Origin of the sequence: Solimonas variicoloris DSM 15731 (assembly GCF_000382285.1) — a bacterium.
Classification (GTDB): Bacteria; Pseudomonadota; Gammaproteobacteria; order Nevskiales; family Nevskiaceae; genus Solimonas; species Solimonas variicoloris.
Window position 1 is genome coordinate 119,517 of the sequence record NZ_KB907926.1, and the last position, 26,542, is coordinate 146,058.

25 protein-coding genes and 1 tRNA gene are annotated in these 26,542 nt (G+C 69.7%); 10 read left to right on the plus strand and 16 right to left on the minus strand.

Going from position 1 to position 26,542, the window contains the following annotated elements:
* Positions 1-154: 154 nt before the first annotated feature.
* Positions 155-970, plus strand: coding sequence for a 2,3,4,5-tetrahydropyridine-2,6-dicarboxylate N-succinyltransferase (gene dapD / locus H149_RS0103110; RefSeq protein WP_020648275.1), 816 nt, complete (start codon positions 155-157; stop codon positions 968-970).
* A gap of 94 nt (positions 971-1,064) precedes the next feature.
* Here dapD and H149_RS19490 read toward each other — a convergent pair whose 3' ends face one another.
* Entirely contained in the window at positions 1,065-1,559 is a 495-nt protein-coding gene (locus H149_RS19490) for a DUF2721 domain-containing protein (RefSeq protein WP_083930779.1), read from the minus strand.
* A 92-nt stretch (positions 1,560-1,651) separates the two neighbouring features.
* Between H149_RS19490 and dapE the strand changes: the two genes are divergently transcribed.
* Positions 1,652-2,794 carry a succinyl-diaminopimelate desuccinylase gene (gene dapE, locus H149_RS0103120; RefSeq protein ID WP_020648277.1) on the plus strand — a complete coding sequence of 381 codons (1,143 nt, stop codon included), beginning with the start codon at positions 1,652-1,654 and terminating at the stop codon, positions 2,792-2,794.
* A complete protein-coding gene (locus H149_RS0103125; protein ID WP_020648278.1) occupies positions 2,791-3,798 on the plus strand; it encodes a YheT family hydrolase in 1,008 nt (335 codons plus the stop codon). The genes dapE and H149_RS0103125 overlap by 4 nt, the downstream gene beginning before the upstream one ends.
* Before the next feature lie 25 nt (positions 3,799-3,823).
* Here the strand turns inward: H149_RS0103125 and H149_RS0103130 are convergent, their stop codons facing one another.
* Both H149_RS0103130 and H149_RS0103135 read right to left on the minus strand, forming a co-directional pair.
* Positions 3,824-4,612: an SDR family oxidoreductase gene (locus H149_RS0103130; RefSeq protein WP_020648279.1), complete on the minus strand. Its 789-nt coding sequence runs from the start codon at positions 4,610-4,612 to the stop codon at positions 3,824-3,826.
* Positions 4,613-4,865: 253 nt separating this feature from the next.
* Positions 4,866-5,879 carry a class I fructose-bisphosphate aldolase gene (locus tag H149_RS0103135; RefSeq protein ID WP_020648280.1) on the minus strand — a complete coding sequence of 338 codons (1,014 nt, stop codon included), beginning with the start codon at positions 5,877-5,879 and terminating at the stop codon, positions 4,866-4,868.
* A 268-nt stretch (positions 5,880-6,147) separates the two neighbouring features.
* On the opposite strand from H149_RS0103135, the gene wrbA reads away from it, so the two are divergent.
* Both wrbA and H149_RS0103145 read left to right on the plus strand, forming a co-directional pair.
* Positions 6,148-6,750, plus strand: a complete 603-nt coding sequence (wrbA, locus tag H149_RS0103140) for an NAD(P)H:quinone oxidoreductase (RefSeq protein ID WP_020648282.1) — start codon at positions 6,148-6,150, stop codon at positions 6,748-6,750.
* 60 nt (positions 6,751-6,810) lie between these two features.
* Positions 6,811-6,898: transfer RNA gene (locus H149_RS0103145), tRNA-Ser, on the plus strand.
* 129 nt (positions 6,899-7,027) lie between these two features.
* On the opposite strand, the gene H149_RS0103150 is transcribed toward H149_RS0103145, so the two are convergent.
* The 9 genes from H149_RS0103150 to H149_RS0103195 form a co-directional block, all read right to left on the minus strand.
* Entirely contained in the window at positions 7,028-8,089 is a 1,062-nt protein-coding gene (locus H149_RS0103150) for an NPCBM/NEW2 domain-containing protein (RefSeq protein WP_245540460.1), read from the minus strand.
* Positions 7,986-8,897, minus strand: a complete 912-nt coding sequence (locus tag H149_RS23905) for a glycoside hydrolase family 27 protein (RefSeq protein ID WP_026352805.1) — start codon at positions 8,895-8,897, stop codon at positions 7,986-7,988. The genes H149_RS0103150 and H149_RS23905 overlap by 104 nt, the downstream gene beginning before the upstream one ends.
* Before the next feature lie 730 nt (positions 8,898-9,627).
* Positions 9,628-10,854, minus strand: coding sequence for a pseudouridine synthase (locus tag H149_RS23740; protein WP_020648285.1), 1,227 nt, complete (start codon positions 10,852-10,854; stop codon positions 9,628-9,630).
* A 123-nt stretch (positions 10,855-10,977) separates the two neighbouring features.
* Entirely contained in the window at positions 10,978-11,865 is an 888-nt protein-coding gene (gene scpB, locus H149_RS23910) for an SMC-Scp complex subunit ScpB (protein WP_020648286.1), read from the minus strand.
* Positions 11,862-12,743 (minus strand): segregation and condensation protein A, encoded by an 882-nt coding sequence (locus tag H149_RS23915; protein ID WP_020648287.1) that lies wholly within the window; start codon positions 12,741-12,743, stop codon positions 11,862-11,864. The genes scpB and H149_RS23915 overlap by 4 nt, the downstream gene beginning before the upstream one ends.
* Positions 12,740-13,210 carry a GNAT family N-acetyltransferase gene (locus H149_RS19505; protein WP_020648288.1) on the minus strand — a complete coding sequence of 157 codons (471 nt, stop codon included), beginning with the start codon at positions 13,208-13,210 and terminating at the stop codon, positions 12,740-12,742. Before H149_RS19505 ends, H149_RS23915 begins: the two co-directional genes overlap by 4 nt.
* 5 nt (positions 13,211-13,215) lie before the next feature.
* Positions 13,216-14,223, minus strand: a complete 1,008-nt coding sequence (trpS, locus tag H149_RS0103185) for a tryptophan--tRNA ligase (RefSeq protein ID WP_020648289.1) — start codon at positions 14,221-14,223, stop codon at positions 13,216-13,218.
* Positions 14,220-14,906 (minus strand): site-2 protease family protein, encoded by a 687-nt coding sequence (locus H149_RS0103190; protein ID WP_020648290.1) that lies wholly within the window; start codon positions 14,904-14,906, stop codon positions 14,220-14,222. Before H149_RS0103190 ends, trpS begins: the two co-directional genes overlap by 4 nt.
* Positions 14,907-15,101: 195 nt before the next feature.
* A complete protein-coding gene (locus tag H149_RS0103195) occupies positions 15,102-15,725 on the minus strand; it encodes an L-threonylcarbamoyladenylate synthase (protein WP_020648291.1) in 624 nt (207 codons plus the stop codon).
* Positions 15,726-15,821: 96 nt separating this feature from the next.
* Between H149_RS0103195 and H149_RS0103200 the strand changes: the two genes are divergently transcribed.
* The 4 genes from H149_RS0103200 to H149_RS0103215 are packed head-to-tail and all read left to right on the plus strand — an operon-like array spanning position 15,822 to position 18,098.
* Positions 15,822-16,352 (plus strand): septation protein A, encoded by a 531-nt coding sequence (locus tag H149_RS0103200; RefSeq protein WP_026352807.1) that lies wholly within the window; start codon positions 15,822-15,824, stop codon positions 16,350-16,352.
* Between the two features lie 8 nt (positions 16,353-16,360).
* Positions 16,361-16,663 (plus strand): YciI family protein, encoded by a 303-nt coding sequence (locus tag H149_RS0103205; protein WP_020648293.1) that lies wholly within the window; start codon positions 16,361-16,363, stop codon positions 16,661-16,663.
* Positions 16,660-16,950, plus strand: a complete 291-nt coding sequence (locus H149_RS0103210; RefSeq protein ID WP_020648294.1) for a BolA family protein — start codon at positions 16,660-16,662, stop codon at positions 16,948-16,950. The genes H149_RS0103205 and H149_RS0103210 overlap by 4 nt, the downstream gene beginning before the upstream one ends.
* Positions 16,947-18,098 (plus strand): BamA/TamA family outer membrane protein, encoded by a 1,152-nt coding sequence (locus H149_RS0103215; protein ID WP_020648295.1) that lies wholly within the window; start codon positions 16,947-16,949, stop codon positions 18,096-18,098. Before H149_RS0103210 ends, H149_RS0103215 begins: the two co-directional genes overlap by 4 nt.
* Positions 18,099-18,132: 34 nt before the next feature.
* Here H149_RS0103215 and H149_RS0103220 read toward each other — a convergent pair whose 3' ends face one another.
* The 4 genes from H149_RS0103220 to smc are packed head-to-tail and all read right to left on the minus strand — an operon-like array spanning position 18,133 to position 25,903.
* On the minus strand, positions 18,133-19,320 hold the full coding sequence (locus tag H149_RS0103220; protein WP_020648296.1) for a mechanosensitive ion channel family protein: 1,188 nt from the start codon (positions 19,318-19,320) through the stop codon (positions 18,133-18,135).
* The gene (ligA, locus tag H149_RS0103225; RefSeq protein WP_020648297.1) at positions 19,317-21,629 is read right to left on the minus strand and encodes an NAD-dependent DNA ligase LigA; all 2,313 of its coding nucleotides are present in this window, start codon (positions 21,627-21,629) and stop codon (positions 19,317-19,319) included. The genes H149_RS0103220 and ligA overlap by 4 nt, the downstream gene beginning before the upstream one ends.
* 21 nt (positions 21,630-21,650) lie before the next feature.
* Positions 21,651-22,382, minus strand: a complete 732-nt coding sequence (locus H149_RS21925; RefSeq protein ID WP_020648298.1) for a cell division protein ZipA — start codon at positions 22,380-22,382, stop codon at positions 21,651-21,653.
* Positions 22,379-25,903, minus strand: a complete 3,525-nt coding sequence (gene smc / locus H149_RS19515) for a chromosome segregation protein SMC (RefSeq protein WP_083930784.1) — start codon at positions 25,901-25,903, stop codon at positions 22,379-22,381. The genes H149_RS21925 and smc overlap by 4 nt, the downstream gene beginning before the upstream one ends.
* Positions 25,904-26,091: 188 nt before the next feature.
* Between smc and queF the strand changes: the two genes are divergently transcribed.
* Positions 26,092-26,517 carry a preQ(1) synthase gene (gene queF / locus H149_RS0103240; RefSeq protein WP_020648300.1) on the plus strand — a complete coding sequence of 142 codons (426 nt, stop codon included), beginning with the start codon at positions 26,092-26,094 and terminating at the stop codon, positions 26,515-26,517.
* Positions 26,518-26,542 lie beyond the last annotated feature (25 nt).

The following is a 26,542-nucleotide window of genomic DNA, read 5'->3' on the forward strand; positions in this document are numbered from 1 at the left end:
CGTCTGCTGCGCGGGCCAATCTCGCGGCTTCCGTGCTCGCTGTGCCCAGGCACAGCTGCGCGCGGAAGCCGCGACCTTGGCCCTGCTCGCGACGACGGCTTACGGTCTCCTCACGATTTTTGACACGAACAAACGACAACGAGAGAAACCACCGATGACCACTCTGCAGAACACCATCGAAGCGGCCTGGGACAATCGCGAGAAGTTCGACAAGAACGACGCGACGGTGCAGCAGGCGATCGAGCGCGCGATCGCGCTGCTCGACAGCGGCGAAGCACGCGTCGCCGAGCCGACCGCCTCGGGCTGGCAGGTCAACGAGTGGCTGAAGAAGGCGGTGCTGCTGTATTTCCGCCTGCACGACAACGCGCCGATCGAGATGGGCGCGCTGTCCGGCTTCGACAAGGTGCCGCTGAAGTTCGCCGGCTGGAGCGCCAAGGACTTCGCTGCCCAGGGCGCGCGCGTCGTGCCGCCGGCGGCGGTGCGTCGCGGCGCATTCATCGCCCCGGGCGCGATCCTGATGCCGAGCTACGTCAACATCGGCGGCTACGTCGGCCGCGGCACGATGGTCGATACCTGGGCGACGGTCGGCTCCTGCGCGCAGATCGGCGCCAATGTGCACCTGTCCGGCGGCGTCGGCATCGGCGGCGTGCTGGAGCCGCTGCAGGCGGCGCCGACCATCATCGAGGACGACTGCTTCATCGGCGCGCGCTCGGAGATCGTCGAAGGCGTGATCGTCGAGAAGGGCGCGGTGATCTCGATGGGCGTGTTCATCGGCCAGTCGACGCCGATCTACGACCGCGAAGCCGACACCGTCAGCTACGGCCGCGTGCCGGCCGGCGCCGTGGTCGTCGCCGGCAGCCTGCCGAAGGCCGGCGGCAAGTACAACCTGAACTGCGCAGTGATCGTCAAGCGCGTCGACGAGAACACGCGCAAGAAGGTCGGCATCAACGCCCTGCTGCGCGATCTGTAAGCGGCAGCGCCGGCGCCGGACGCGGGCGGCCCGCCGCCGCGCGTGTCCGGCGCGTCCTCATCAGCGCCGGCTCTGGCCTTGGTTCAGGCCGCGCTCACGGCGCGCGCTGCGTCGGCGCGCCGCCGTCGGTACCGCCGGCGATCTGCTCCGGATCGAACTCGCCGATACGCAGATAACGCGTCGCCAGCTGCACCTCGCGCAGGAAGCAGAACAGGCCGCCGATCAGCGACACGATCGCCGCCACGTACAGGCCGGCGATCAGCGCCGACAGGTTCCAGCGCGAAAACGTGCCGACGAACAGCACGACGATGACGCTGCTGATCAGCAGCGCGCAGCCGATGCAGAACGTGATCGCGCGATTGGTCAGCCGCGCGCGGCGCGCCTGCTGGCGCAGCGCCTTGCGCAGTCCCAGCACGCGTCCGGGTGGCGCCGTCGGCATCTCCGCCTCGAGCTTGCGCGCGCGGTCGACGATGCGCGCCAGCCGACTGGTCAGCACGCCGAGCATGGCGCTGACGCCGGTCAGCAGGAACACCGGCGCGACCGACACCTGGATCGTGTGGGCAATCGCTGCGATTTGAGTTTCTTCCATGGCCGGTTTCCGCTGGGACGCCGCATTATCCACGAGCGGCGCGCGGCGGCAGCGGGCTAGAATTCCGCGACTTTTCCCGGATAGACCCTGCAATGGCTGACGATGTGGCGGCGCGCGCCGTACTCGACCTCACCTGCGCGCTGATCGCGCGCCGCTCGCTGACGCCCGACGACGCCGGCTGCTGTGCGCTGCTCGGCGAGCGCCTGGCGCGGCTCGGCTTCACGCTCGAAGCGATCGACGCCGGCGGCGTCACCAACCTGTGGGCGACGCTCGGCAACGGTGGTCCGCTGCTGATCCTCGCCGGCCACACCGACGTCGTGCCGCCGGGCCCGCGCGAGGCCTGGTTCAGCGACCCGTTCGAGCCGCAGATCCGCGACGGCGTGCTCTACGGCCGCGGCGCCGCCGACATGAAGTCGGGACTCGCGGCGATGGTGGTCGCCGCCGAACGCCTGCTGGCGCGCCGCGCGCTGCGCGGCACCCTCGCCTTCCTCATCACCAGCGACGAGGAAGGCAGCGCCCGCCACGGCACGCGCCACGTCGTCGAGGTGCTGAAGGCGCGCGGCCTCCGGCCGGACTACGCGATCGTCGGCGAGGCGACCGCCGCCGAACGCCTCGGCGATCGCATCACGATCGGCCGCCGCGGCTCGCTCGGCTGCAATCTGCGCGTGCTCGGCAAGCAGGGCCACGTCGCCTATCCGGACAAGGCCGAGAACCCGATCCACCGCCTCGCGCCGGCGCTCGCCGAGCTGACGGCGACGGTCTGGGATCACGGCAACGCGCACTTCCCGCCGACCTCGTTTCAGGTCTCGAACCTTCACGCCGGCACCGGCGCGAACAACGTCATTCCCGGCCACGTCGACCTGATCTTCAACTTCCGCTTCTGCACCGAATCGAACGCCGAGGATCTGAAGGCGCGCGTCGGCGCCATCCTCGACCGTCACGGCCTGCGCTACGAGGCCGACTGGTGGCTGTCCGGCGAGCCGTTCCTGACGCGCGAGGCCGAGCTGGTCGACGCCGCGCGCGCGTCGATCGCGGACGTCACCGGCATCGCCGCGCCGCTGCTGTTCACCGGCGGCGGCACCTCCGACGCGCGCTTCCTCGCGCCGTGGGGAGCGCAGACCGTCGAGATCGGCCCGGTCAACGACAGCATCCACAAGATCAACGAGCACGTGCGCGTCGACGATCTCGACCGCCTCAGCCGCATCTACGAAGGCGTGCTCGAGCGCCTGCTGTGAGCACCGGCCGGCCCGATCGAGCGGGCGACGCCTTTCTTCCGCCGCGGCTGCTGCGTCACCCGCAGATCCAATCGATCCTCGCGACCAAGAGTCCGCGCCGGCGCCGCTGGCTGGCGCGCGACGGCCGCATGGAGGCGGCCTGCCAGCCGATGCTACTCGACGCCGGCGACGGCGTGCGGCTCGCCGCCTACTGGTCGCCGCAGCCGCCGGCCGCGCCGCCGCGCGGCCGCGTCGTGCTGATCCACGGCTGGGAAGGCAGCCACGCGTCGAGCTATCTGTACTCGATGGCGTGCACGGTCTACGCCGCCGGCTTCGACGTGCTGCGCCTGAACCTGCGCGACCACGGCGGCACGCATCATCTGAACCGCGAGTTCTTCCATTCGGCGCGCATCGCCGAAGTGCTCGGCGCGATCGCCGCGGCGCCGGTGCGCACGGCCGACGCGCCGCTGTACGTCATCGGCTTCTCGCTCGGCGGCAATTTCGCGCTGCGCGTCGGCCTGCACGGACCGGCCGCCGGCGTGCACCCGCACCTGGCGATCGGCATCTCGCCGGCGATCAATCCGCGCGCGACAATGCAGGCGATCGACGACGGGCCGACGCTGTTCCGCTGGTACTTCACCGGCAAATGGCGCAAGACCGTGCAGGCGAAGAAGGCGGCCTGGCCGGAACTCGACGTCGCGCACCTGCTCGGCGAGCGCAGCCTGGTCGCGATCACCCGCCATTTCGCCGAACGCCATACCGAATACGGCGCGCTCGATCCCTACTTCGCCGCCTACACGCTCGGCGCCGCGCAGCTCTATGCCTCGCCGACGCCGCTGGCCATCATTACCGCCGCCGACGATCCGGTGATCCCGGTCGCGGATTTCGCCGGCCTGCGCGCGCAGGGCGCGCTGCGCAGCTTCGATCTCACCCGCTACGGCGGGCACTGCGGCTTTTTCGACGCGATCGCCGGCGCGACCTGGGCTGAGCGCCGCGTGCTGCAACTGCTCGACGCGCCGCGCTGAATGCCGGCGCGCGCCGGCCCGGCCTTCAGGTCACCTTGGCGCGCTTGACCAGCGCCGAGACCAGCGACGGCGCCCAGCGCTTCAGGTAGATCGCCGCCTTCTCGCGGCCGACGTACAGCTCTTCGGCATTGCGCGCGACGCCGGCCCAGATCCGCGCGGCACAGGTTTGCGCATCCATACCCTTGGCCTGCGCATCGTCCATCCGGTCGTGCCGGCCGCCGTCGCCGGTGATGGCGTTGCGCGACACTTCCGTGCGGATGAAGCCGGGGCAGACCAGCGTGAAGCGCACCTGGTCGCGCCACAGCTCGGCCCGCGCCGATTCGAAGAAGCCGTGCAGCGCGTGCTTGGCGGCCGCATAGCCGGTGCGCAGCGGCGTGCCCATCTTGCCGACCACGCTGCTGATGACCACGACGTGTCCGCCGCCGCGCGCGCGCATGCCCGGCACCACGGCCTTGGTCAGCGCCACCGTCGCGAAGAAATCCAGCTCCATGATGCGCCGGTAGACGTCCATCGAGGTGTCGAGCATCAGGCTGCGCTGCGAGATGCCGGCGTTGTTGACGAGCACGTCGATCGGCCCGAAGCAGGCCTCGGCCGCGGCGCGCGCGGCCTCGGCGTCGAACTGGGTGAGATCGAGCGGCAGCACGGCGACCTTCGCCGGATCGGCGCAGGCGGCGCGCACACGTTCGAGCTCGTCGACACGCCGCGCGCTCAGCACCAGCCTGGCGCCCTGCCGGCTGGCAAGCACCGCCATCGCTTCGCCGATGCCGCTCGAGGCGCCGGTGATCCAGATCGTCTTGCCCGCCAGGTCCGTCATGCGCGTCTCCGAATGTCAGGCGCGCAGTCTGCCACGGCGCGCGTCGTGCGCCTGCGCGCAAATTTGGCCCCGTCGCTGCCGCGCCATCTGCGCGTAACCGTGCGGCATCGGCGCGGTCGGCGCCGACCGCGCGGGCATCACGCCGGCGTGCGCACGCCGCGGCCGGAAAAACGCGCGCCAAAGAAAACGCCCGCCGCATCGACTGCGGCGGGCGTCGTCACGGCGCTTCAGCGAGCGCCGGCGCGGACCGGCTTCAGGCCGCCTTTTCGAGCGCGGCGTCCCACTTGCCGAGCGCGGCGAGGCCGTTCATGTGCGCGCGATGCAGATGCGCGACGCGGCCGGCGTCGGCGTTCTTGCCGCCCCAGGCCTTCAGCGCCGCGGCCTGCAGGGCGCGGCCGTACGAGAACGTCAGCTTCCACGGCAGCGGACCCATCTTGTTCATCAGGTCAAGGTGCGCGGTCGCGTCCTCGTCCGACTGGCCGCCCGACAGGAAGGCGATGCCCGGCACCGCACCCGGCACGTGGCGCTTGAGCGTGCGCAGCGTGGCGGCGGCGACCGTCTGGCGATCGGCCTGCACCGGGCACTTCTTGCCGGAGATGACCATGTTCGGCTTGAGCACCATGCCCTCGAGCAGGACCTTCTGCTTGCCGAGTTCGACGAACACCGCTTCGAGCGTGCGATTGGTGACGTCCTCGCAGACCTCGATCGTGTTGTCGGCGTCCATCAGCACTTCCGGCTCGACGATCGGCACGATGCCGGCTTCCTGGCACAGCGCCGCGTAGCGGGCCAGCGCGTGCGCGTTGGTGTGGATGCAGTAGTCGCTCGGGATGCCGTTGCCGATGGTGATGACGCCGCGCCACTTGGCGAAGCGGGCACCGGCCTCACGGTACTTGACGAGGCGCTCGCGCAGGCCGTCGAGGCCTTCGGTGACCGTCTCGCCCGGCGCGCCGGCGAGGTCCTTGGCGCCCTTGTCGACCTTGATGCCCGGGATCACGCCCTTGGCGGCGAGCAGCTGCGGGAACGGCGTGCCGTCGAGCGCCTTCTGGAACAGCGTTTCCTCGAACAGGATCACGCCCGAGGTGTACTGCTCGAAGCCCTGGGTCGTGAACAGCATGTCGCGGTACGCCTGGCGATGCGCTTCGGTGTTCTCGATGTTGATGCTCTTGAAGCGCTTCTCGATCGTGCCCGTGCTCTCGTCGGCGGCCAGGATTCCCTTGCCCGGGGCGACCATGGCGAGCGCGGTTTCGTTCAACAACTTCTCGTTCATAAGTTCCAATGCTCCGCTGTGTATTCCGTGTCCCGGCCCAACCCGGTCAGGGGCCAGAAGTTTAGAGGAAGGGCATGCCAAATTCACTTACCGGCCTGTTGGCGGCGCGCGGCTGCCGAAAGGCGACAGACTGCCGCAATGCGCGCGCCGCATCCGTGCCGGCGCGCACGCAACCGCTGTCCGCGGCGCCGCGGCCGATGGCGGTCGCCGGCGACCCCGCGGCGGATTAAGCTGCGGCTCCATCCCCTCGACACGCCGGAGCGCTCCCATGGCCAAGATCCTCGTGCTCTATCACAGCCTCTACGGCCACATCGAAGCGATGGCGCAGGCCGTCGCCGCCGGGGCCGGCGAAGTCGCCGGCGTGGAAACCAGCCTCAAGCGCGTCCCCGAGACGACGAGCGAGGACGTCCTCGCCAAGATCGGCGCCAAGCTGCACCAGACCGCGCCGGTCGCGACGGTCGACGAACTGGCCGGCTATGACGCGATCCTGTTCGGCACGCCGACACGCTTCGGCAACATGACCGGCCAGATGCGCACCTTCCTCGACCAGACCGGCGGCCTGTGGGCCAAGGGCGCGCTGATCGGCAAGATCGGCAGCGTGTTCACCTCGAGCGCCACCCAGCACGGCGGCCAGGAAAGCACGCTGCTGACTTTTCACACCAACCTGCTGCATCACGGCATGATGATCGTCGGCCTGCCGTACAGCTGCGCCGCGCAGATGGGCCTCGACGAAATCAAGGGCGGCAGCCCGTACGGCGCCTCGACGATCGCCGGCGGCGACGGCAAGCGCATGCCCAGCGAGCAGGAACTCGGCATGGCGCGCTTCCAGGGCAGGCACGTCGCGCAGATCGCGGTCAAGCAGTTCGGCTGAAGCGTGCCCCGCTCGTGACCTCGCGCGGCGCGCATGTACAATCCCGCCGCGCCGCGCGACGGAAGGGTGGCAGAGCGGTTTAATGCACCGGTCTTGAAAACCGGCGATGGGCAACCATCCGTGGGTTCGAATCCCACCCCTTCCGCCAAGACGATGATCGGAGCGCCTCGGGCGCTCCGCTGCTTTCGGCGCTTCGAGATTTTCCGGAAAAGCGAGCATCGCCAGAATCGCGCCGCTCATCGCCAGCGGCGGTCGCCCGCGGCGCTTCGCGAAACGCTCAGCCGCCGCCGCAGCGCAGCGTCGCCTCGGCCCAGTCGGCATGGCCGCCGTCGATGCCGTGATCGGCGTCGCCGACGTGCAGGACCAGCGTGCTGACGTCGCGGATGTCGAGCGCCTCGATGCGCAAGGCTTGATCGCCGCTTTTCATGACGCCGCTGTCCCAGAGCTTGACGCCGTCGCCCCAGACCTCGAACTGCGCGTATCCGGGCAGCCCCAGCCGCGTTCTGCCCTTGTCGTCGACGCCGACGATGCTGCTGAACGTCGAGCACCGGCCGTTGAGCCGATAGACGATGTTGGCCAATGCATTGACCGCGATGCCCTGCTCGTAGCTCGTGCCGCCGAGCTGGAGCGCGCCGCCGCCGACGGCCTGATTCCGGTAGAGCCCGTCGGACTGCAAGGGGTCCAGCGTCGAGGTGGTCACCAGCGCTTCGATCGGCTCCGCGCCGAGGGCGATGACGCCATCGAAGACGCGCTCCTTGCCCTTGATGACGAAGATGGCGGTGCCGTGCGGCGGCACGGCCTTCGCGATATAGGCGCCCGTCACGTTGCCGACCTGCGTATGCGTCCACAGGTCGCGGACCGTCACCGCGCCTTCGAAGCCCAGATTGGCGAGATCGACGCCGATGTCGGCCGCGGTTGTCGTGCCGTTCACCATCGCCACGGCCCACGCCCCCGAGACGGACAGCGGACGTTTCCACACCTGCAGCACGCCGTCCGGATGGGCGGAAATTTCCGTGAGCGCATGGCCGTTGGCGGCATTGGCGGCGAGCGAGGCCGCCACGTCGAGCGCGGGCGACAGCGTCAGCAGATCCTGATTGACGGCGATGATGTCGCGATTGGCCAGAATCTCCAGCGTCTCGCGCGACTGGCTGGCAAGATCGTTGCCCGCCAGCAGCGGACTGAGGAACATCGCCCACATCGCAAACTGCGTCTTCTGCGCGTCCAGCCAGTACGCCTCATCGGACGCGTTGCCGACCTGCAGCATGTCCAGATCGTTGAAGTAGGCGGGGCCGATGACGTAGCTGGCGTTGGCGTGGGCGTAGTAGATGCTGTCGGCGATCGTCGACCAGCTCTTGCCGACGTTCTCGGAGACGCGCGGCATTCGACACGGCGCGCGCCGGGAACGGCACCAGCGGGCTGTACCACTGCCCGCTCCAGAAACCCTCGAGCGCCAGCGGATCGGCGCTCACGAAGATCGGCTGCGTCGGCCGCTCGCCGGCGTCGGCGGCGTTCGCGTCGAGGTTGCGCTGCCGCGCCTTGAGCAGGGCGTCGTGCATGACGCCATAGCTCGCGGTGAAGCTGCCGCAGGAATCGTATTTGAGGTAATCGACGCCCCAATCCTGAAAGCTCTGGGCATCCTGCGCTTCGTGCAGATAGCTGCCGACGCCGCCGGCGTATCCGTCCATGCCGGCGCAGGTGCGGCCGAAGAAGCTCGGCGATTCGTAGAGCCCGAACAGCAGATTCAGTTCGGGATTTTTCCGGCTGTGCAGTGCGTGGATCTTCTGCGCCAGCGCCTTCATGCCGGGCACGACGACGATGGTGCCGTCGCTCTGCACCTGCTCTTGGTCGGGAAACTTGTCCTGGTTCGAACGCAGCGCCCCGTCCGCATCCCGGCCATCCATCCAGCAGTCGTCGAGATTGACGTAGCGATAGCCGGCGTCGATCAGACCGGAATCGACCAGGGCCTGCGCCTGGGCGAGGACCGCGGTCTCATTCAGGTCGTCGCAGCGAAAGTAGTTCCATGAATTCCAGCCCATCGGCGCGCGCTTGTACGTACCATCAACGGCATCGACGGCGTCGACCGCCGGGCTGTCGCTTCGGCCGCAGCCCAGCATCGAGAAGGCGGTGAAAACGATCACGCCCGTCATGCGACTCGAATGCATATTCCCCATGTCCCCTTGTCGTCGATAACCGGCATCGCGCAGCCCCGAGACCCGCCTTCCGCGAAGGCGTCGATGGGCAAGCGAGGCTGGAAGTCAGCGCGAAGCCGGGCCTCGGAGACCGTCGCCGGAGACTCTTTCCGGTCGGAACTCAGGCCGTGTCGCGTATCCGGCGGATGCTAGTCGGCGCGAATGACATCCCGATGGCGAGCACCGGACAGCCGACGTCGATCAGGCCGCGCGCGCAAGAAGGCGGCGCGGCCCTGCAGATCACCGATTGAACGACGGCTTTCGCCTCTTGCGGCCAGCGCAAGAGCGGCACTTCGCTGCGCCGCTACTGGGCGCCCGGCGCGGTCGTCAGCCGATGGGGCCGCGCGCGGTTCCGACTAGAGCCTGTTAGGGAAGGTCTGAAAACTCTGGCCATTGCGAAGCCGCGCAGCGGCCGTGGTGATCCAGAGACATCGCTTGCGTAGGGCACTACTGGATGGCTTCGTCGCCTGCGGCGCCTCGCCATGACGGAATAGGGACTTCATTCAGACCTTCCTTAACGACAACAGCGACGCTATTGGCATTCGCAGGCCTTGGGGAAGATCGGAAAAAACCTGTCATCGCGAGGCCGCGCAGCGGCTGTGGCGATCCAGGGACGCCATTTGCACCGTGCGCCGCTGGATGGCTTCGTCGCCTGCGGCTCCCTCGCCATGACGATGTATAGGGTTCCTCAGCGGCTACGCGAGCGGCCGGGCTTGCCGCCGCGCGGCGCCGGACGCGCCGGACGCGCACCGGCAGGCGCCGGGCGGGACTCGCCTCGCCGCGCCGTACCGCTGCGCGGTGCGGCGCGGTCGGTACGCGGCGCCGGCGTCTGGCGCTCCGCCGAGGACCGGCCCTGGTGTTCCGTTGTGGACCGGCTCCGGCGCTCCACCGCGGGCCGACTCTGGCGCTCTGCCGTGGAGCGGCTCTGGTGTTCCGCCGCGGGCCGGCTCCGGCCTCGCGCTTCGCGCGGTTCGCGCACCTCGCGCCGCTCGGCGGCACGCGGCTCGCGCCGCTCCTCGCTGCGCGCCCGCGCGCCGCGGCCCGCGCCGGGCTCGCGGCGCCGGCCTTCGGATTCGCCGCGCGGTTCACCGCGCGCCGCGGTCCGCGGTGCCGGCCGCTGCGACGGCTGGCCGCGTCCGGGGCGGCGCTTGGTTTCAAGCCCGGCTTCGGCCTCGCTGAGGCCGACCGCGTCGAGCAGCGTCAGCAGCTCGGCCGGCGTCGCTTCGCGCGCGGTGCCGGACTTGATGCCGCGACCGAGTTCGATCGGGCCGTAGCTGATGCGGATCAGGCGGCTGACCTGCAGATCCTGCGATTCGATCAGGCGCCGCACCAGCCGGTTGCGGCCCTCGCGCACGCTGACGTGAAACCACTGATTGGCGCCCTCGCCGTCCTCGTTCTCGCCCGCCTCGACGCGCTCGAAGCGCGCCACGCCGTCGTCGAGCTCGACGCCGGCCTTCCAGCGCGCGATGACGCCGTCGTCGACGGTGCCGAGCACGCGCACGGCGTAGGTGCGCGGAATCTCGAAGCTCGGATGCGTGAGGCGCCGCGCGAGTTCGCCGTGATTGGTGAACAGCAGCAGGCCCGAGGTGTTGATGTCGAGGCGGCCGACCGCGATCCAGCGGCCGGATTCGAGCTTCGGCAGCTTGCGGAACACGGTGCGCCGCCCCTCGGGGTCGTCGCGCGTGACGAGTTCGCCGACGCGCTTCTTGTAGATCAGCACGCGCGCCGGCTCGGCCTTGCGCTTGAGCGACACCGGCCGGCCGTCGACGCGGATGTGGTCCTCGTGATCGACTTTCTGGCCAAGCTCGGCCGGCTTGCCGTTGACGAGGATGCGGCCCTCGTCGATCAGGCGTTCGATCTCGCGGCGCGAGGCGACGCCCGCGGTCGCGAGCAGTTTCTGGATACGTTCACTCATGGCACGTCCTCCCGACGTTCCGATGACTCCGCGGCGCCGAATGCGCGCGCGGGCGATGCAGCATCGTCGCCACCCGGCGGCGATGCGAAGACGCGGCCCGGAGCGGCCCGCGCGATGGATGCTTCAGCGCGCGTCGCGCTCGGATTCGTCGGGACGGTCGTCGTCCGCCGACGGCGTCTCGAGCGGTTCGGCATCGCCTTCGGCCAGCGAATCCGGCGTGTCGACCGGCGCCGCCTCGATGCCGCGGTCGGCCTCGTCCGCGCCGGCCGATTCGACGGCGTCGTCGGCCGGCGTCTCGACGGGGTCTTCCGCCACTTCCGGCGCCGACGGCGCCTCGTTGCCCGCGGCCTCGTCGCCGGGCGCCGGCGCCGCGAGCGCGTGCCCTTCGTGCAGCTGTTCGCCGAGACGCGCGAGCGCGGTCTCCAGCTGCTGCGGATCCTTGATCTCCGGCAGCGACGGCAGGTCGTCGAGCGTGCGCAGGTTCAGATCGTCGAGCAGCTGATGCGTGGTGCCGAACAGCGACGGACGGCCCGGCACTTCCTTGACCCCGACTTCGCGGATCCAGCCGCGGTCGAGCAAGGTGCGGATGATGTTCGGCGACAGCGCGACGCCGCGCACGTCCTCGATCTCGCCGCGCGTGATCGGCTGGCGATAGCAGATCAGCGCCAGCGTTTCGAGCAGCGCGCGCGACAGGCGCGGCGGCTTTTCCTGATAAAGCTTGCCGACCCATTCGGCGTATTCGCGCCGGACCTGGATGCGCCAGCCGCTCGATACCTCGACCAGCTCGGCGGCGCGCGCGGCAAGGTCCTCGGCGAGCTTGGCGAGCGCCTCGCGCACGTCCTTCTTGGTCACGCCGAGGTCGTGCGCGAGCATGCGCTGCAGCTGCTCGGTCGGCAGCGGCTGTTCGGACGCGAGCAGAATCGCTTCGAGGATGCGGTCGAGCTGGGCGATGCGCTCGTCGGCGGTGTTCTGGATGTCGAGATCGACCTGCGGATCGATGGCTTCGCTCACGTCGGCGACTCCGGTTCGGGTTCTTCTTCGATCGCGGCCGGCCGCGGCCGCGCCGGCATGACGAGGATCGGCGCGAACGGCCCCTGCTGCTCGATGTCGAGCATCGCCGAACGCGCCATTTCGAGGATCGCGAGGAAGCAGACGACGACGCCGAGGCGGCCTTCCTCCGGATCGACGAGCTGGTCGAGCCGGGTCGGGCCTTCCTGGATGCGGGCCAGGATGTGCGTCATGCGCTCGCGCACCGACAGCGGCTCGCGCGAGACCTCGTGATGCTTGAACAGCGCCGCGCGCTCCATGATGTCGCGGAACGCGAGCACCAGCTCGCGCAGCGTCGGCATCGGCAGCTGCGTCGTGGTCGGGATCACCTCGGGGCGCGCCTGGGCGAGGAAGAAATCGCGGCCGATGCGAGGCAGCTTCTCGATCTCCTCGCTCGCGGTCTTGAATCGCTCGTATTCCTGCAGGCGGCGCACCAGCTCCATGCGCGGATCGCCCTGCTCCTGCGCCTCGTCCGGCGGCGGCCGCGGCAGCAGGATGCGCGACTTGATCTCGGCGAGCAGCGCGGCCATCACCAGGTATTCGGCGGCCAGTTCGAGCTTCATGTCGCGCATCAGCTCGATGTACTGGATGTACTGCTGGGTGATCTTCAGGACCGGAATGTCGAGGATGTTCAGGTTCTGCTTGCGGATCAGGTACAGCAACAGATCGAGCGGGCCCTCGAAGGCGTCGAGGAACACTTCCATCGCGTCCGGCGGGATGTAGAGGTCCTCGGGCAGCTTGTCGAGTGCATGGCCGTGCACCTTCGGCATGCGGCCGGCATCGGCCGCCTCGGCCGGCGCCGCGCCCTGCTCCTGTTCCTGCTCGGCCTCGTGCTCGCTCATGCCGATGCGTCCCGTTCCCAGTGCCAGACGATGCCATCGTGCGGGTCGCGCAGGCTGTCGCGCAAGCGAAAGCCGAGCTTGCGCAGCACGCGCGTCGCCGCGCTTTCGTGCGAGCCGGTCTGCGCGCAGACGGTCAGCGCCGGCGCGGCCTGCCAGGCCAGCGCGAGGAGCTTCTGCACCATCGCCGTGGCGACGCCCTGGCCCTCGTGGCCGGGGAAGCTGTAGCAGGCGATCTCGACCTTGCCGTCGCGCGGTGGCGCCTTGAAGGCGCAGGCGCCGACGATCTCGCCGCCGGCCAGCGCCAGATAGCCGATCCACGGCGGCTCGAAGCCTTCCATCGCGTAGAGCCGCGCCGTGCCGTCGAGCACGTCCTGCACCAGCGGCGTCGGCTCGGTGGCGCGGAACGCCGGCTCGCCATCCTCGAGGATGGCGATCAGACGCAGGTCGTCGGCGCGGATCGGCAGCACCGCAGTCACTCGGGGATGAAGCCCAGCACGTCGTGCACGCGCATCAGCGTCGCGTCGGCCTTCGCCGACGCCGCCTCGGCGCCGGCGCGCAGCACCTTGCGTAGGCCGTCGATGTCGTCGCGGACCTCGCGGTACTTGTGCTGCACCGGTTCCAGGCAGGCGACGACGGCATCGGCGCAGGCCTGCTTGAACTTGCCGTAGCCCTGGCCGTTGTAACGCTCGACGATGGTCTCGAACGACTCGCCGCTGGCGGCGGCGAGGATCGACATCAGGTTCGACACGCCCGGCTTCTCGGCGATGTCGTAGCGGATCTCGTTGCCGAGGTCGGTGACGGCGCGCTTGAGCTTGCGCGTGATCACGTCCGGTGGATCGAGCAGGTACAGCGCGTTGGTTTCGGCGTCGTCCGACTTCGACATCTTCTTGGTCGGATCCTGCAGGCCCATGATGCGCGCGCCGACCGGCGGGATCATCGGCTCCGGCACGGTGAAGACATTGCCGTAGAGATTGTTGAAGCGCAGCGCCACGTCGCGCGTCAGTTCGAGATGCTGCTTCTGGTCGTCGCCGACCGGCACCTGCCTGGCCTGATAGAGCAGGATGTCGGCCGCCATCAGCACCGGATAGTCGAACAGGCCGGCGTTGATGTTGTCGGCGTGCTTGGCGCTCTTGTCCTTGAACTGCGTCATGCGGTTCAGCTCGCCCATCTGCGTGTAGCAGTTGAGCACCCAGGACAGCCGCGCGTGCGCCGGCACATGGCTCTGCACGAACAGCGTGTTCCTGGCCGGATCGAGCCCGCAGGCGATGTACAGCGCGAGGAACTCGTAGCAGCGCTCGCGCAGCACCGCCGGATCCTGGCGCACGGTGATCGCGTGCAGATCGACCAGCATGTAGTAGCAGTCGTACTGCTCGGACAGCGGCACCCAGTTCTTGAGGGCGCCGAGATAGTTGCCGAGGGTCAGGCGACCGGACGGCTGGATACCGGAGAGGACGACGGGTTTCGGATTCGGGGGGTTCATGTGCCGGGCATCAGGGCGCTGCTCGCATTGAGACCGAGCAGGGTGTAGAGAACGGATTCGGCGATCGCCAGCGGCCAGAACATGATGGCGCTGAGCAGGCCGGGAATGAGCACGAGGCCGAGCAGGATGAACATGCCGTAGGGCTCGAGCCTGGCGTACTGGTAGGCGGCGCGCGCCGGCAGCAGGCCGGTCAGCACCCGGCCGCCGTCGAGCGGCGGCAGCGGCAGCAGGTTCAGCACCATCAGCACCAGATTGATGATGATGCCGGCGACCGCCATGTAGCGCAGGCCCATCCAGATGCCGTCGGCGGACCCGACGGCCAGCGCCAGCTTCAGCAGCAGGCCCCAGCCGATCGCCATCAGGCCGTTCGACAGCGGGCCGGCGGCGGCGACCAGCGCCATGTCGCGGCGCGGGTTCTTCAGATTGCGGTAGTCGACCGGCACCGGCTTGGCCCAGCCGAACAGGAAGCCGCCGAGCAGCAGGAGCAGGCCGGGCACGAGGATCGTGCCGACCGGATCGATGTGCCGGATCGGGTTCAGGCTGAGGCGGCCGAGCATCTGCGCGGTGCGATCGCCGAGCGCGCGCGCGGCGTAGCCGTGCGCGGCCTCGTGCACGGTGATCGCGAAAATGACGGGAATGGCCCAGACGGCGATCTTCTGGACCAGCGAGAGTTCGATCGGCATGCGCCGATTATATCGGGGCGACGCCCCGCCCCGCTCGCGACCACGACGCCGGCGCAGGGCTGAATCACGCCGTCATCGCCAGTCCGCGCCGCGGCGGTGGCGATCCGCAGACACCCCCGGCGTCGCGCGCCGCCGGATGGCGCCGGCGCCGACGGCACCGCGCCGCGCCGATGCGTGAACGCTTTCGGAACTGGCCTAGAGGCCGAGCGCGGCGACGTCGCCCTTGCCCTGGCGGACCAGGCGCACGCCTTCCTCGCTGAGGTCCAGCACCGTGGTCGGCACGGTGCCGCAGGGCCCGCCGTCGATGACGATGTCGACCTCGCGGTCGAGCCGCTCGCGATAGTCGTCCGGCGCGTTGACCGGTTCGTCCTCGCCCGGGAACTGCAGCGTGCACGAGATCAGCGGCTCGCCGAGCGTCTCCAGCAGCGCCTGGGCGATGACGTGCTCCGGCACGCGAATGCCGATGGTCTTGCGTTTCTCGTGGGCGACGCGCTTCGGCAGTTCCTTGGTCGCCGCCAGGATGAAGGTGTACGGCCCCGGCGTCAGCTGCTTGAGCAGGCGGAACTGGCGGTTGTCGACGCGCGCGTAGGTGGCGATCTCCGACAGGTCGCGGCAGACCAGCGTGAACTGGTGATGGCGGTCGAAATCGCGGATGCGGCGCAGGCGGTCGGCGGCGTCCCGGTCGTCGAGATGGCAACCGAGCGCATAGCAGGAATCGGTCGGGTACGCGACGACGGCGCCCTCGCGGATGCGCTGCGCGACCTGCCCGAGCAGGCGCTTCTGCGGGTTGACGGGATGCAGCTCAAGCCATTCGGCCACGGCGTTCTCCGCAAGTCAGTGGAAACCTATTGTAGAACCTCCGTTCGCAGTGGCGCCGGGCGCGGCGCCGCATCGGCAGCGGCTACAATGGCGGCGATGAACGCCTTCCTCGATTTCCTGCCGGCGCTGCTGTTCCTCGGCGCCTACGCCGCTTACGGCATTTATGTCGCCACCGCCGTGCTGATCGTCGCGATGTTCGCGCTGGTCGCCTGGTACTGGTTCCGCGAGAAGCGCCTGCACCGGGCGCACTTCATCACCGCGCTGGTCGCGCTGGTGCTCGGCGGCCTGACGCTGTACGTGCACGACGCCAGCTTCATCAAGTTCAAGCCGACCGTCGTTTACGCGGTGTTCGCGCTGGCGCTGCTCGGCAGCCACGTGATCGGCGACAAGGTGCTGCTCGCGCGCCTGCCGCAGAAGACGATCCAGCTGCCCGATCCGGTCTGGCGCAAGGTGAATTTCGCCTGGGCGGTGTTCTTCGCCGGCTGCGCCGTGCTGAACCTGTACGTCGCCTACAACTTCTCGGAAGCGACCTGGGTCAAGTTCAAGACTTTCGGCTTCACGGCGCTGATGTTCGTCTTCCTGATCGGCCACGCGCCGTTCCTGAAGCGCTACCTCCCCCAGCAGTGAAGCGCCCCATGCTCTACGCCATCATCTCGCACGACGCCGCCGACAGCCTCGCCCGGCGCCGCACCCACCGCCCCGCACATCTGGCGCGCCTGACGGCGCTGCAGGACGAAGGCCGCCTGGTGATCGCCGGTCCGCGCCCGCGCATCGACGCCGCCGATCCGGGCGAAGCCGGCTTCTCGGGCAGCGTCGTGATCGCCGAGTTCGACAGTCTCGAAGCCGCCCAGGCCTGGGCGGCGGACGACCCCTTCGTGCACGCCGGCGTCTACGAGCGGGTCGAGGTCTATCCCTTCGTCAAGACCCTGCCGAAGTGAAACGCGTCGAGCAGATCCGCACCGCCCTGGTCGCGGCCTTCGCGCCGGCATCGCTGCAGGTCGACGACGACAGCGCCGCGCATGCCGGCCATGCCGGCGCGGCCAGCGGCCGCGGTCATTTCCGCGTCGACATCGTCGCCGCCGCGTTCGCGGGCATGACGCCGGTCGCGCGTCATCGCGCCGTCTATGCCGCGCTCGGCACCTTGATGGTCAGCGACATTCACGCACTGTCGATCCGCGCCCGCACGCCGGACGAAGCGGCGCAGGCCGCCGGCGAGCGCGCTTGAGCCGCAGCCGGCGCCGCGCCGTCGCCGCCGCCCTCATCGCGCTCGGCGGCGCGGGTGCGGCGACGCCGGCCGCCGCGGCCTGGCTGCCCGATCGCGCGCGCATCGACGAACTGCTCGCCTCGCTCGGCGGCAGCGACGCGCTCGATCCGTCGCAGCCGATCGACTGGGGCGTGCTGCCCGGCCCGTTCTACATGCCGGAGACGAGCCTGGGCGTCGGCGTCGCGCTGGTCGGCCTGTACCGTCCGGATCGCGAAGTGCCGGACACGCCGCTGTCGTCGCTGACGCTGACCGGCTACGTCAGCGTCAGCGGCCTGTTCGGCCTGAGCTTCGACAACTACAGCTTCTTCGCCGGCGACCGCTGGCGCCTGTTCGTCGACGGCGCGCTGAAGAACCAGCCGGACGAGTACTGGGGCATCGGCTACGCCGCCGGCCGCGACGACCATTCGCAGGGCTACACCGCGCGCTCGTTCGAGCTGTGGCCGAAAGCCTATGCGCGCGTCGCGCCGTCGACCTGGGCCGGCCTCGGCTGGAGCGTGAACCAGCTGCACGCCGCCGCGCTCGACGACGGCGCCGGCAACGCGATCCACGACACCGCCGACGGACCGTCGGTGTTCAGCTCGGGCCTCAGCGCGCATCTGCTGCACGACACCCGCGATTTCGTGCCGAACCCGGCGCGCGGCCACGCCCTGAGCGTCGACTACGCCGTCTACGCGCCGGCCTTGGGCAGCGACACCCGCTTCACGGTGCTCAACACCCGCTACGGGCACTACCTCGCGCTCGACGCGAAGAACACGCTGGCCTTCGAGCTGTACGGTGATTTCCGCGCCGGCGCCGTGCCGTGGAACATGCTGGCGACGCTCGGTGACGACGCGCGCATGCGTGGCTACTACAACGGGCGCTATCGCGACCGCGACGTGCTCAGCACGCAGCTCGAATGGCGCCGCCAGCTGGCCTGGCGCCACGGCATGACGCTGTGGGCCGGGGCCGGCACGCTGGCACCGCGCCTCAGCGATCTGGGCGAGCATTGGCTGCCGAGCTACGGCGCCGGCTACCGCTTCATGTTCAAGCCGCGCGTCAACGTGCGCCTCGATCTCGGCATCGGCCGCGGCAGCAGCGGCGTCTACTTCCAGGTCGGCGAAGCGTTCTGAGGCGTGTTCGCGCGGCTCGCGCGTCGCCGCGGCTTCAGCGTGGATCGACGGCCGCTTGCGGCGCGCCGTCCTGGCGCGGCGGCAGCGAGCGGATGTGCACGTCCTGCTGCGGAAACGGCATCTCGATGCCGGCCTCGGCGAAGGCCGCGACGATCGCGAAGCGCAGATCGCTGGCGACGCTGCCGCGCGCGTCGGCGTCGGCGATCGGCGCGGTCAGCTCGAAGTCGAGCGAGCTGGCGCCGAAATTCGTGAACTGCACCACCGTCGCCGGCGCGGGCATCACCGCCGGATGCGCGGCGGCGACTTTCAGCAGCAGCTCGCGCACCTGCTCCGGCTTGCTGCCGTAAGCGACGCCGACCGGCAGCACCACGCGGCTGGCGCGCGTGCGCAGGTTGCGGTTCATCACCGGATTCGACAGCAGGTTTGAGTTCGGCACGATGACCGTCTCGCGATCGCCGGTCTCCAGCTCGGTCGCGCGTATGCGCATGCGGCGCACGACGCCTTCGCTGCCGCCGACGCTGATGTAGTCGCCGGTGCGCACCGGCCGCTCGAACAGCAGGATCAGGCCCGAGACGAAGTTGCTGACGATGTTCTGCAGGCCGAAGCCGATGCCGACCGACAGCGCGCCGGCGACGATCGCCAGATTGCTGAGATCGAGGCCGGCGTACGACAGGCCGATCAGCGCGGTGACGATGAAGGTCACGTAGCCGAACAGCGTCGCCGCCGCGTCGCGCGTGCTCGGCTCGACGCCGGCACGCACCAGCCAGTCGTTCTCGAGCTTGCGCTTGAGCCAGCGCGTGAACGTGAACAGGACAATGAACAGCAGCGTGCCGGCGAGCAGCTTGCCGAACACGACGCGCACGCCGCCGAGCTTGATGCCGCTCGAGAACAGCGCCCGCAGCAGACCCTCGGCCTCGTCGCGCAGCCCCCAGATGTGCAGCATCAGGTAGGCGACGAACTGCCACAGGAAGAAGTGGAAGATCACCAGCAGCCAGCGCAGTTCGAGGATGCGCCGCCCTTCGGCGATGCCGAGCCAGGCGCGCAGGCGGCGCTGCCAGGCGTAGCGCCCGCTATCGAGCGTGCGCGCCAGCGCATGCAGCACGACGACCAGCGCCAGCGCCGCCGCCAGTACCGCGAACGTCGAGCCGAGCGGATGCCGGGCCAACTGCAGCAGCGCCTGGCCGCCCAGGTTCCATGCCGCGAGATCGGTGCTCAGACTCATGCGTCGCGCTCGCCAGCGCCCGCGAGCAGCCGCTGCAGACCGTCGTAGTCGAGGATCGCCACGCCGAGCTGCTCGGCCCTGGCGAGCTTGGAACCGGCTTCGGCACCGGCCACGACGTAGTCGGTCTTCTTCGACACCGAGCCGCTGACCTTGCCGCCGGCCGCCTCGATCTGTGCGCTGGCCTCGTCGCGCGGCACCGGCAGCGTGCCGGTCAGCACGAAGGTCTTGCCCGACAGCAGGCCCTCGCCAGCGGCGACGGCCTGAACGGCGCCCTCGCCGATCAGCCCGAAGGCGCGCAGCTGGCGCTCCAGCGCGACGACATGCGCGCGATGCTGCGGCTGCGCGAACCACTCGCGCACCTCGGCAGCGGTCTTGTCGTCGAGCAGGCGGGCCAGCGCCAGCTCGTGGTCGACGCGCGCCAGCACCTCGTCCAGCGTCGCGCAGCCCTGCGCCAGCTTGTCGGCCTTGACCGGGCCCAGGCCCTTGATCTGCTGGCTGGCCAGCAGCCAGCCGAGCGAACAGCGCGACGCGAGTTCGGCCGAGACCGGATGTTCCTCGGTGATCGTCACATGCCGCAGCAAGGCGTCGACCGCGTGCGCGTTGTGGCGGTCGGCGAAGAACCAGCGGATCTCCTCGGCGGCGGCGGCGCCGACGCCGTCGACCAGCATCAGCACGTCGGGCAGCGCCTCGCGCACGCGCGCGAAGCTGCCGAGATGCCGGGCCAGATCCTTGGCGGTGGTCTCGCCGACCGAGGGAATGCCAAGCGCGTAGATCAGCCGCGGCAGGGCCAGTTCGCGGCGAGCGGCGATCGCGTCGATGACCTTGGCCGGGGCGACTTCCGCAGCCTTGTAGAGCACGGCGACGTCGGCGACCTGCAGCGTGTAGAGATCGGCCGGCGCCTTGAGACGCTCGCGCTCGACCAGCTCGGCGATCAGCGCTTCGCCGATGCCCTCGATGTCGGCGGCGCGGCGCGAGACGAAATGCTGCAGCAGCTGCTGCAGCTGCGCCTTGCAGACCAGGCGGCCGACGCAGCGGTAGATCGGGCCATCCGGATCCTTGCGCACGTCGGAGCCGCAGACCGGGCAATGCTTCGGCATCACCACCGGACGCGCATCGGCCGGCCGCTTGGCGAGCACCACGCCCTTGATCTCCGGAATGACGTCGCCGGCGCGGCGCACGATCACGGTGTCGCCGAGGTGCACGTCCTTGCGCGCCACCTCGTCCATGTTGTGCAGCGTCGCGTTGCTGACGTTGGCGCCGCCGACGAACACCGTACGCAGCCGCGCGGTCGGCGTCAGCGCACCGGTGCGGCCGACCTGGAAGTCGACGTTCTCGAGCACCGTCTCGGCTTCCTCGGCCGGGAACTTGTGCGCGATCGCCCAGCGCGGCGCGCGCGCGACCGAGCCAAGCTCGTCGCGGCCGGCGAGATCGTCGAGCTTGTAGACGACGCCGTCGATGTCGAACGGCAGCTCGGGCCGCTTCTTCTGCATCGCCGCGTAGTACGCCAGGCAGCCGTCGGCGCCGTGCACCGGCTGGATGAGATCCGAGACCGGCAGGCCCCAGGCGCGCAGCTGCGCGAGGACTTCGGCGTGGTGCGCCGGCGCCCGCCAGCCTTCGGCATAGCCGAGCGCGTAGGCGTAGAACGACAGCGGCCGCTGCGCGGTCAGACGCGGATCGAGCTGGCGCAGGCTGCCGGCCGCGGCGTTGCGCGGATTGACGTAGAGCTTGTCGCCGCGCGCCGCCGCTTCCTCGTTCATGCGCCGGAAACCGGCGTGCGGCAGATAGACCTCGCCGCGCACTTCGATCAACGCCGGCGCCGTGCCCTTGAGCCGCAGCGGGATCGCCCGGATCGTCTTCAGGTTGGCGGTGACGTCCTCGCCGGTTTCGCCGTCACCGCGCGTCGCACCCTGCACGAAGGCGCCGTCGCGATAGATCAGCGACACCGCCAGACCGTCGAGCTTGGGTTCGGCGACGTAGTCGACCGCACCGCGGCCGAGCCCTTCGCGCACGCGACGATCGAAGTCGCGCAGTTCGTCCTCGCTGAAAGCGTTGTTCAGCGACTGCATCGGCAGGCGGTGGCGGACCGGCGCGAACTCCTTCAGCGCCACGCCGCCGATGCGCTGCGTCGGCGAATCCGGCGTGACCCACTGCGGATGCCGCGCCTCCAGCGCCTGCAGCTCGCGGAACAGCGCGTCGTACTCGGCGTCCGAGACGCTCGGATCGTCGAGTACGTAGTAGCGGTAATTGTGCGCGTCGAGCTGCTCGCGCAGTGCCTCGATGCGGCGGCGCTCGGACTCAGTCGCGTTCACGGCGCCCCCGGCGGCGGCAACTCACAGGCCGTTGCGCTTGGTCCACGCGTCGACTTCGGCGGCGAGCACGCGCTGCGCCTCGGCCGTGAAGACCTGGCGGTTGGCGTCGAAGACCTCGGCATTGAGCTGCTCGGCGAGCGCACGCGTGGTCGCGACCAGATCGTCCAGCGCCGCGCGCGGCCGGGCCTCGTTCGGCAGCACCATGAACACGGTCAGGCCGGGCGTCGAAAAGCTCTGCTGCTCGGCCGGATCGAGCGTGCCCGGCTTGATCAGGCTGGCCACCGAGAACACCGGCTGCTCGCCGAGCAGGCGGTGATAGATCTTGCGATCGCCGTACTGCAGGCCCTGGCTGGCCAGCGCCTGATGGATCTTCGGCCCGAAGATCGCCGTGCCCTCGCGCTCGGCGATCAGCAGCGTGATGATCTTTTCCTCGAACACCTTCTTCGGCGCCTCGAGGGCCGGCTCGGCACGCGCCGCCGGCTGGCCGAACAGCGGCACGGTCTCGCCTTCGCCCAGGCCCGGCTCGACGCGCCTGCGCGGCTTGCCGACGCCAAACTCGTCGAACTCGCCCTTGCTGGAGAACATGTCCATCTGGTCCTGGGCCGGCAGCTTCGGCGCGCGGCCGACCGCTGGCCCGCCCGCGCCCGGCGGCGTCCAGTCCTTCGGCATCTTCCCGCCGCGCCGGCTGGTGATGTAGATGGCGATGACCGCCGCTGCCCCCAACACCAGCAACGCCCATTGCAACGCGCTCATGTCCCCGTTCCTGCCTGTTGGTTCTCGGCCTGTGAAGTCAGCTCGACCGCCTGCTCGATGTCCACGCTGACGAGCCGCGAGACGCCGGGCTCCTGCATGGTCACGCCGTGCAGCTGCTGGGCGAGCTCCATCGTGATCTTGTTGTGCGTGATGATAATGAACTGCACGTTCTGCGACATCTCGCGGACGACTTCGCAGAAGCGGCCGACGTTGGCGTCGTCGAGCGGCGCGTCGACTTCGTCCATCAGGCAGAACGGCGCCGGATTGAGCTGGAACAGCGCCAGCAGCAGCGCCGCCGCGGTCATCGCCTTCTCGCCGCCGGACAGCAGGTGGATCGTCGAGTTGCGCTTGCCCGGCGGCCGCGCCATGACGCGCACGCCGGTTTCGAGCAGGTTGTCGTCGGTCAGTTCGAGATAGGCCTCGCCGCCGCCGAACAGCTTCGGGAAACGGTCGCGGAACACGCCGTCGACCTTGTCGAAGGTCTGCTTGAACAGCTCCTTGGTCTCGGCGTCGATCTTGCGGATCGCCTCCTCGAGCGTTTCCAGCGCGCCGTGCAGGTCGTCGTGCTGCTCGGCGAGATACTTCTCGCGCCCCTGCGCTTCTTCCAGTTCCTGGATCGCCGCCAGATTGATCGCGCCGAGGCGTTCGATGCGGCGCACAGTCGTCGCCAGCTTCTCTTCCCAGTTCGGCAGCGTGGCGTCGGCATCGAGTCCGTCGAACAGCGCCTCGCGCTCGAAGCCGGTTTCGCGGATCTGTTCCTCGAGGCTCTGGCGATGCGCGCGCAGGTTCTCGAACTCCAGACGGGCCTGCTGCAGCTTCTCGACGGCGGCATCCTTTTCGAGCTCGGCGGCGCGCGCCGCCTCGACCGCCGCCTGCAGCGCGGCGTCGACCGCGGCCGCGGCCTCGCGCAGCGCGCGCAACTGCTCGCGCGCCACGCCGACCTGGGCGCGGGCCTGCTCGACGTGTTCGGCGTGCTGGGTCAGCGGCTCGTTGAGCTCGGCCGCCTTCTCTTCCTCTTCCGCCCGGCGCATCAGCAGCGCCTCGCGATTGGCGGCCAGATCCTTCAGCGACTGCTCGAGCGCGGTCTGCGCGCTGCGCCGGCCGGCGAGATTGACCTGCAGCTGCCCGCGCGCCTGCTGCGCCTGCTGCAGCGCCAGCCGCGCGCGGCCGACGAGATCGCGCTTGCGCTGCAGCGTCTGCTGCATCTCGGCGCGCTTGTCGCGCAGCTCCTGGGCGATCTGTTCGAGCGAGACCAGCCGCGTCTTCGACTCGTCGAGTTCGCGGCTCTGCTGCTCGCGCGCCTCGCGCAGCGTCTCGATCTCCTGCGTCAGGGTCTGCGCCCGCGACTGCATCTGTTCGAGGCGCACCGCCTGCGACTGCCGGAACGCCATCTTCTGCGCCTGGCGGTGCCGTAGCTGATCGAACTTCGAGGAGACGTCGCGGCGCTCCTGCTCCATCGCGTGCGTGCGGCCGCGCAGCTCGCCGAGCACGCGCTCGCGTTCGAGCACCTGCTGCTGCTGTTCTTCGACCTGCGCCTTGAGCTGCTTGAGCAACTGGCCACGGGCGATCACGCCGCTGCGGTCGTCGCCGCGCTTCGGATAGCGGACCCAGAGCCGGCCGCGCCACAGGCCGTCGGCGGTGATCACCGACTCGCCGGGCGCCAGCGTTCGGGCGACGGTCTCGGCCTCGGCCGCGTCGGCGGCGATGTGGATGCCGGCGAGCCAGTCGAGCACCGCCTGCGGACCGCTGACCTTGGCGGCCAGCCCGCTGCCGCCCTGGCCGAGCTGCTCGCTGAGCAATGCGATGCCGGCCTTCGGCCCGCCCTGGATCGCGTGCAGCCGCTCGTCGAGGCCGGCGACCAGCGGCGCCTGCAGCAAGCCTTCGAGGACCTGCTCGACCGCCGCCTCCCAGCCGGTCTCGACCTGCAGGGCCGAGGCCAGGCGCGGCGCATCGGCGAGCTGGTACTGGCGCAGCCACTGATTCAGCTCGGCGTCGTCCTGGCGCAGCGCCGCCTGCTGCAGCGTCTCCAGCGAGGCGACGCGGCCGCGCGCCGATTGCAGCGACTGCCGTGTCTCGTGCAGCGCGGTCTCGGCCGCGGTGCGCTCGTCGCGCAGCGTCTGCAGCGTCTCGTCCATCAGCTGCAGACGCGCCTCGGCCTGCTGCAGCTCGTCGCCGAGCGTACTCAGCTCGTGGTCGGCCTCGTTCAGGCTGCTCTGCACCGGGCCGATGTTGAGCGCCGCCAGCTCGTTCTCGAGACGCCTGAAACGCTCCTCGCCCTGGAAGCGCGCGCGCTCCAGCTGCTGCACGCGCACGCGCTCCGCCTCGGTCTGCGTCAGCGGCGTCTCGGCGTCCTGCTGGAAGTGGTCCCAGCGGCGCTGCTCGGCCTGGGCGTCGTCCTCGGCCTCGATCAGCGCGCCCTGGGCGCCGGCTTCGTGCTCCTCGGCGATCTGCGCCTGCTGTTCGAGCTCGACCAGCTCGCGCGCCGCCGCGTCGAGACGCTGGCGCTCGCGCAGCTCGCGCGCCTCGATCTCGGCGAGCTGGCGGTTGAGCTGGTCGAGCTCGCGCGCCTTGAGCTGCTGCAGCTCGCGGGCGTGCTGCAGGCTCTGTTCCTGGCGCGCCAGCGCAGCCTCGGCGGCGTAGACCGTGCTCTGCTCCTCGCCCAGCTTCTGCGCCTGCACGCGCTGCTCGATCTCGGCGGCGACGCGCGCCTCGCCGGCGCGGCTGACGCGCGTGCGCACCGCTTCCAGCGCCGCCTCGAATTCGGTGATCGCCGTCTCGTGCGCCTGGCTCTGCGCCTCGAACTGGCGGGCGCGCAGCGCCAGGATCTCGGCACGCAGCTGGCGTTCCTGGGTCTTGAACTCGCGGTACTTCTCGGCGTTGGCGGCCTGTCGGGTCAGCACTTCGAGGCGCTGCGTGATTTCCGCGCGCAGGTCATTGAGGCGCGCCAGGTTCTCGCGCGTCTGCTTGATGCGCGACTCGGTCTCCTTGCGGCGATCCTTGTACTTGGAAATGCCGGCCGCCTCTTCGAGCCACTGGCGCAGTTCCTCGGGCTTGGCCTCGATCATGCGCGAGACCATGCCCTGCTCGATGATCGCGTACTGGTTCTTGCCGCCGAGACCGGTGCCGAGGAACAGGTCGGTGACGTCGCGTTTGAGGCACTTGCGGCCGTTCAGGAAATACTGCGAGCTGCCGTCGCGCGTCAGCTCGCGGCGTACGGAGATTTCCGCGTAGGCGGCGTAGTTGCCGGTGACCGAGCCGTCGGAGTTGTCGAAGATCAGCTCGACCGACGCGCGGCCGACCGGCTTGCGCGTCTTGGAGCCGTTGAAGATCACGTCCTCGGCGTCCGAGGAACGCAGGTTCTTCATGCTCGTCTCGCCGAGCACCCAGCGCACGGCGTCGATGACGTTCGACTTGCCGCAGCCGTTCGGCCCAACGACGCCCGTCAGATTCGAAGGCAGCGGCAAGTGGGTCGGATCCACGAACGACTTGAACCCGGCGAGTTTGATACCCGAAAGTCGCATTGAAGATGGTCTGATCTTGGGGCCGTCGCCGGCCGGTGTGCTTCCCGTCCTGGCGTACGGCCATCGCGAGGCCAGCGGACACGGTGGGCTAGTGTAAATGGGGCTAGTGTAAATTAGGCGCCCTGCCGTGACAGCGGCCCGCCGCGGCACGGCGCCGTCCCCCTCCAAGATTCCGGAATCCCCGCCCCATGACGACCCAAGCCAGCAAGAAGCTGGAGACCTTCGCCAACCCCGCGCCGCAGCGCGACTCGTGCATCCGCCTGCGCATGCCCGAATTCACCTGCCTGTGCCCGATCACCGGACAGCCCGACTTCGGCACGCTGTATCTGGAGTACGTCGCCGACAAGAAGTGCATCGAGCTGAAGTCGATGAAGCTGTACATCTGGAGCTTCCGCAACGAAGGCTGCTTCCACGAGGCGGTCACCAACCAGATCGTCGACGACATCGTCAAGGCGATCGCGCCGCGCTACGTGCGCCTGACGGCGGTCTTCAACGTGCGCGGCGGCATTTACACGCACGTCACCGCCGAGCACCGCAAGAAGGGCTGGAACGGCGAGCTGCCGCCGCCGGCCTGGCACGTCGACCCGACCGGCGCCGGCCAGACGCCGGCCTGAACGCCCGCGCCGCCGCCTCAGAACC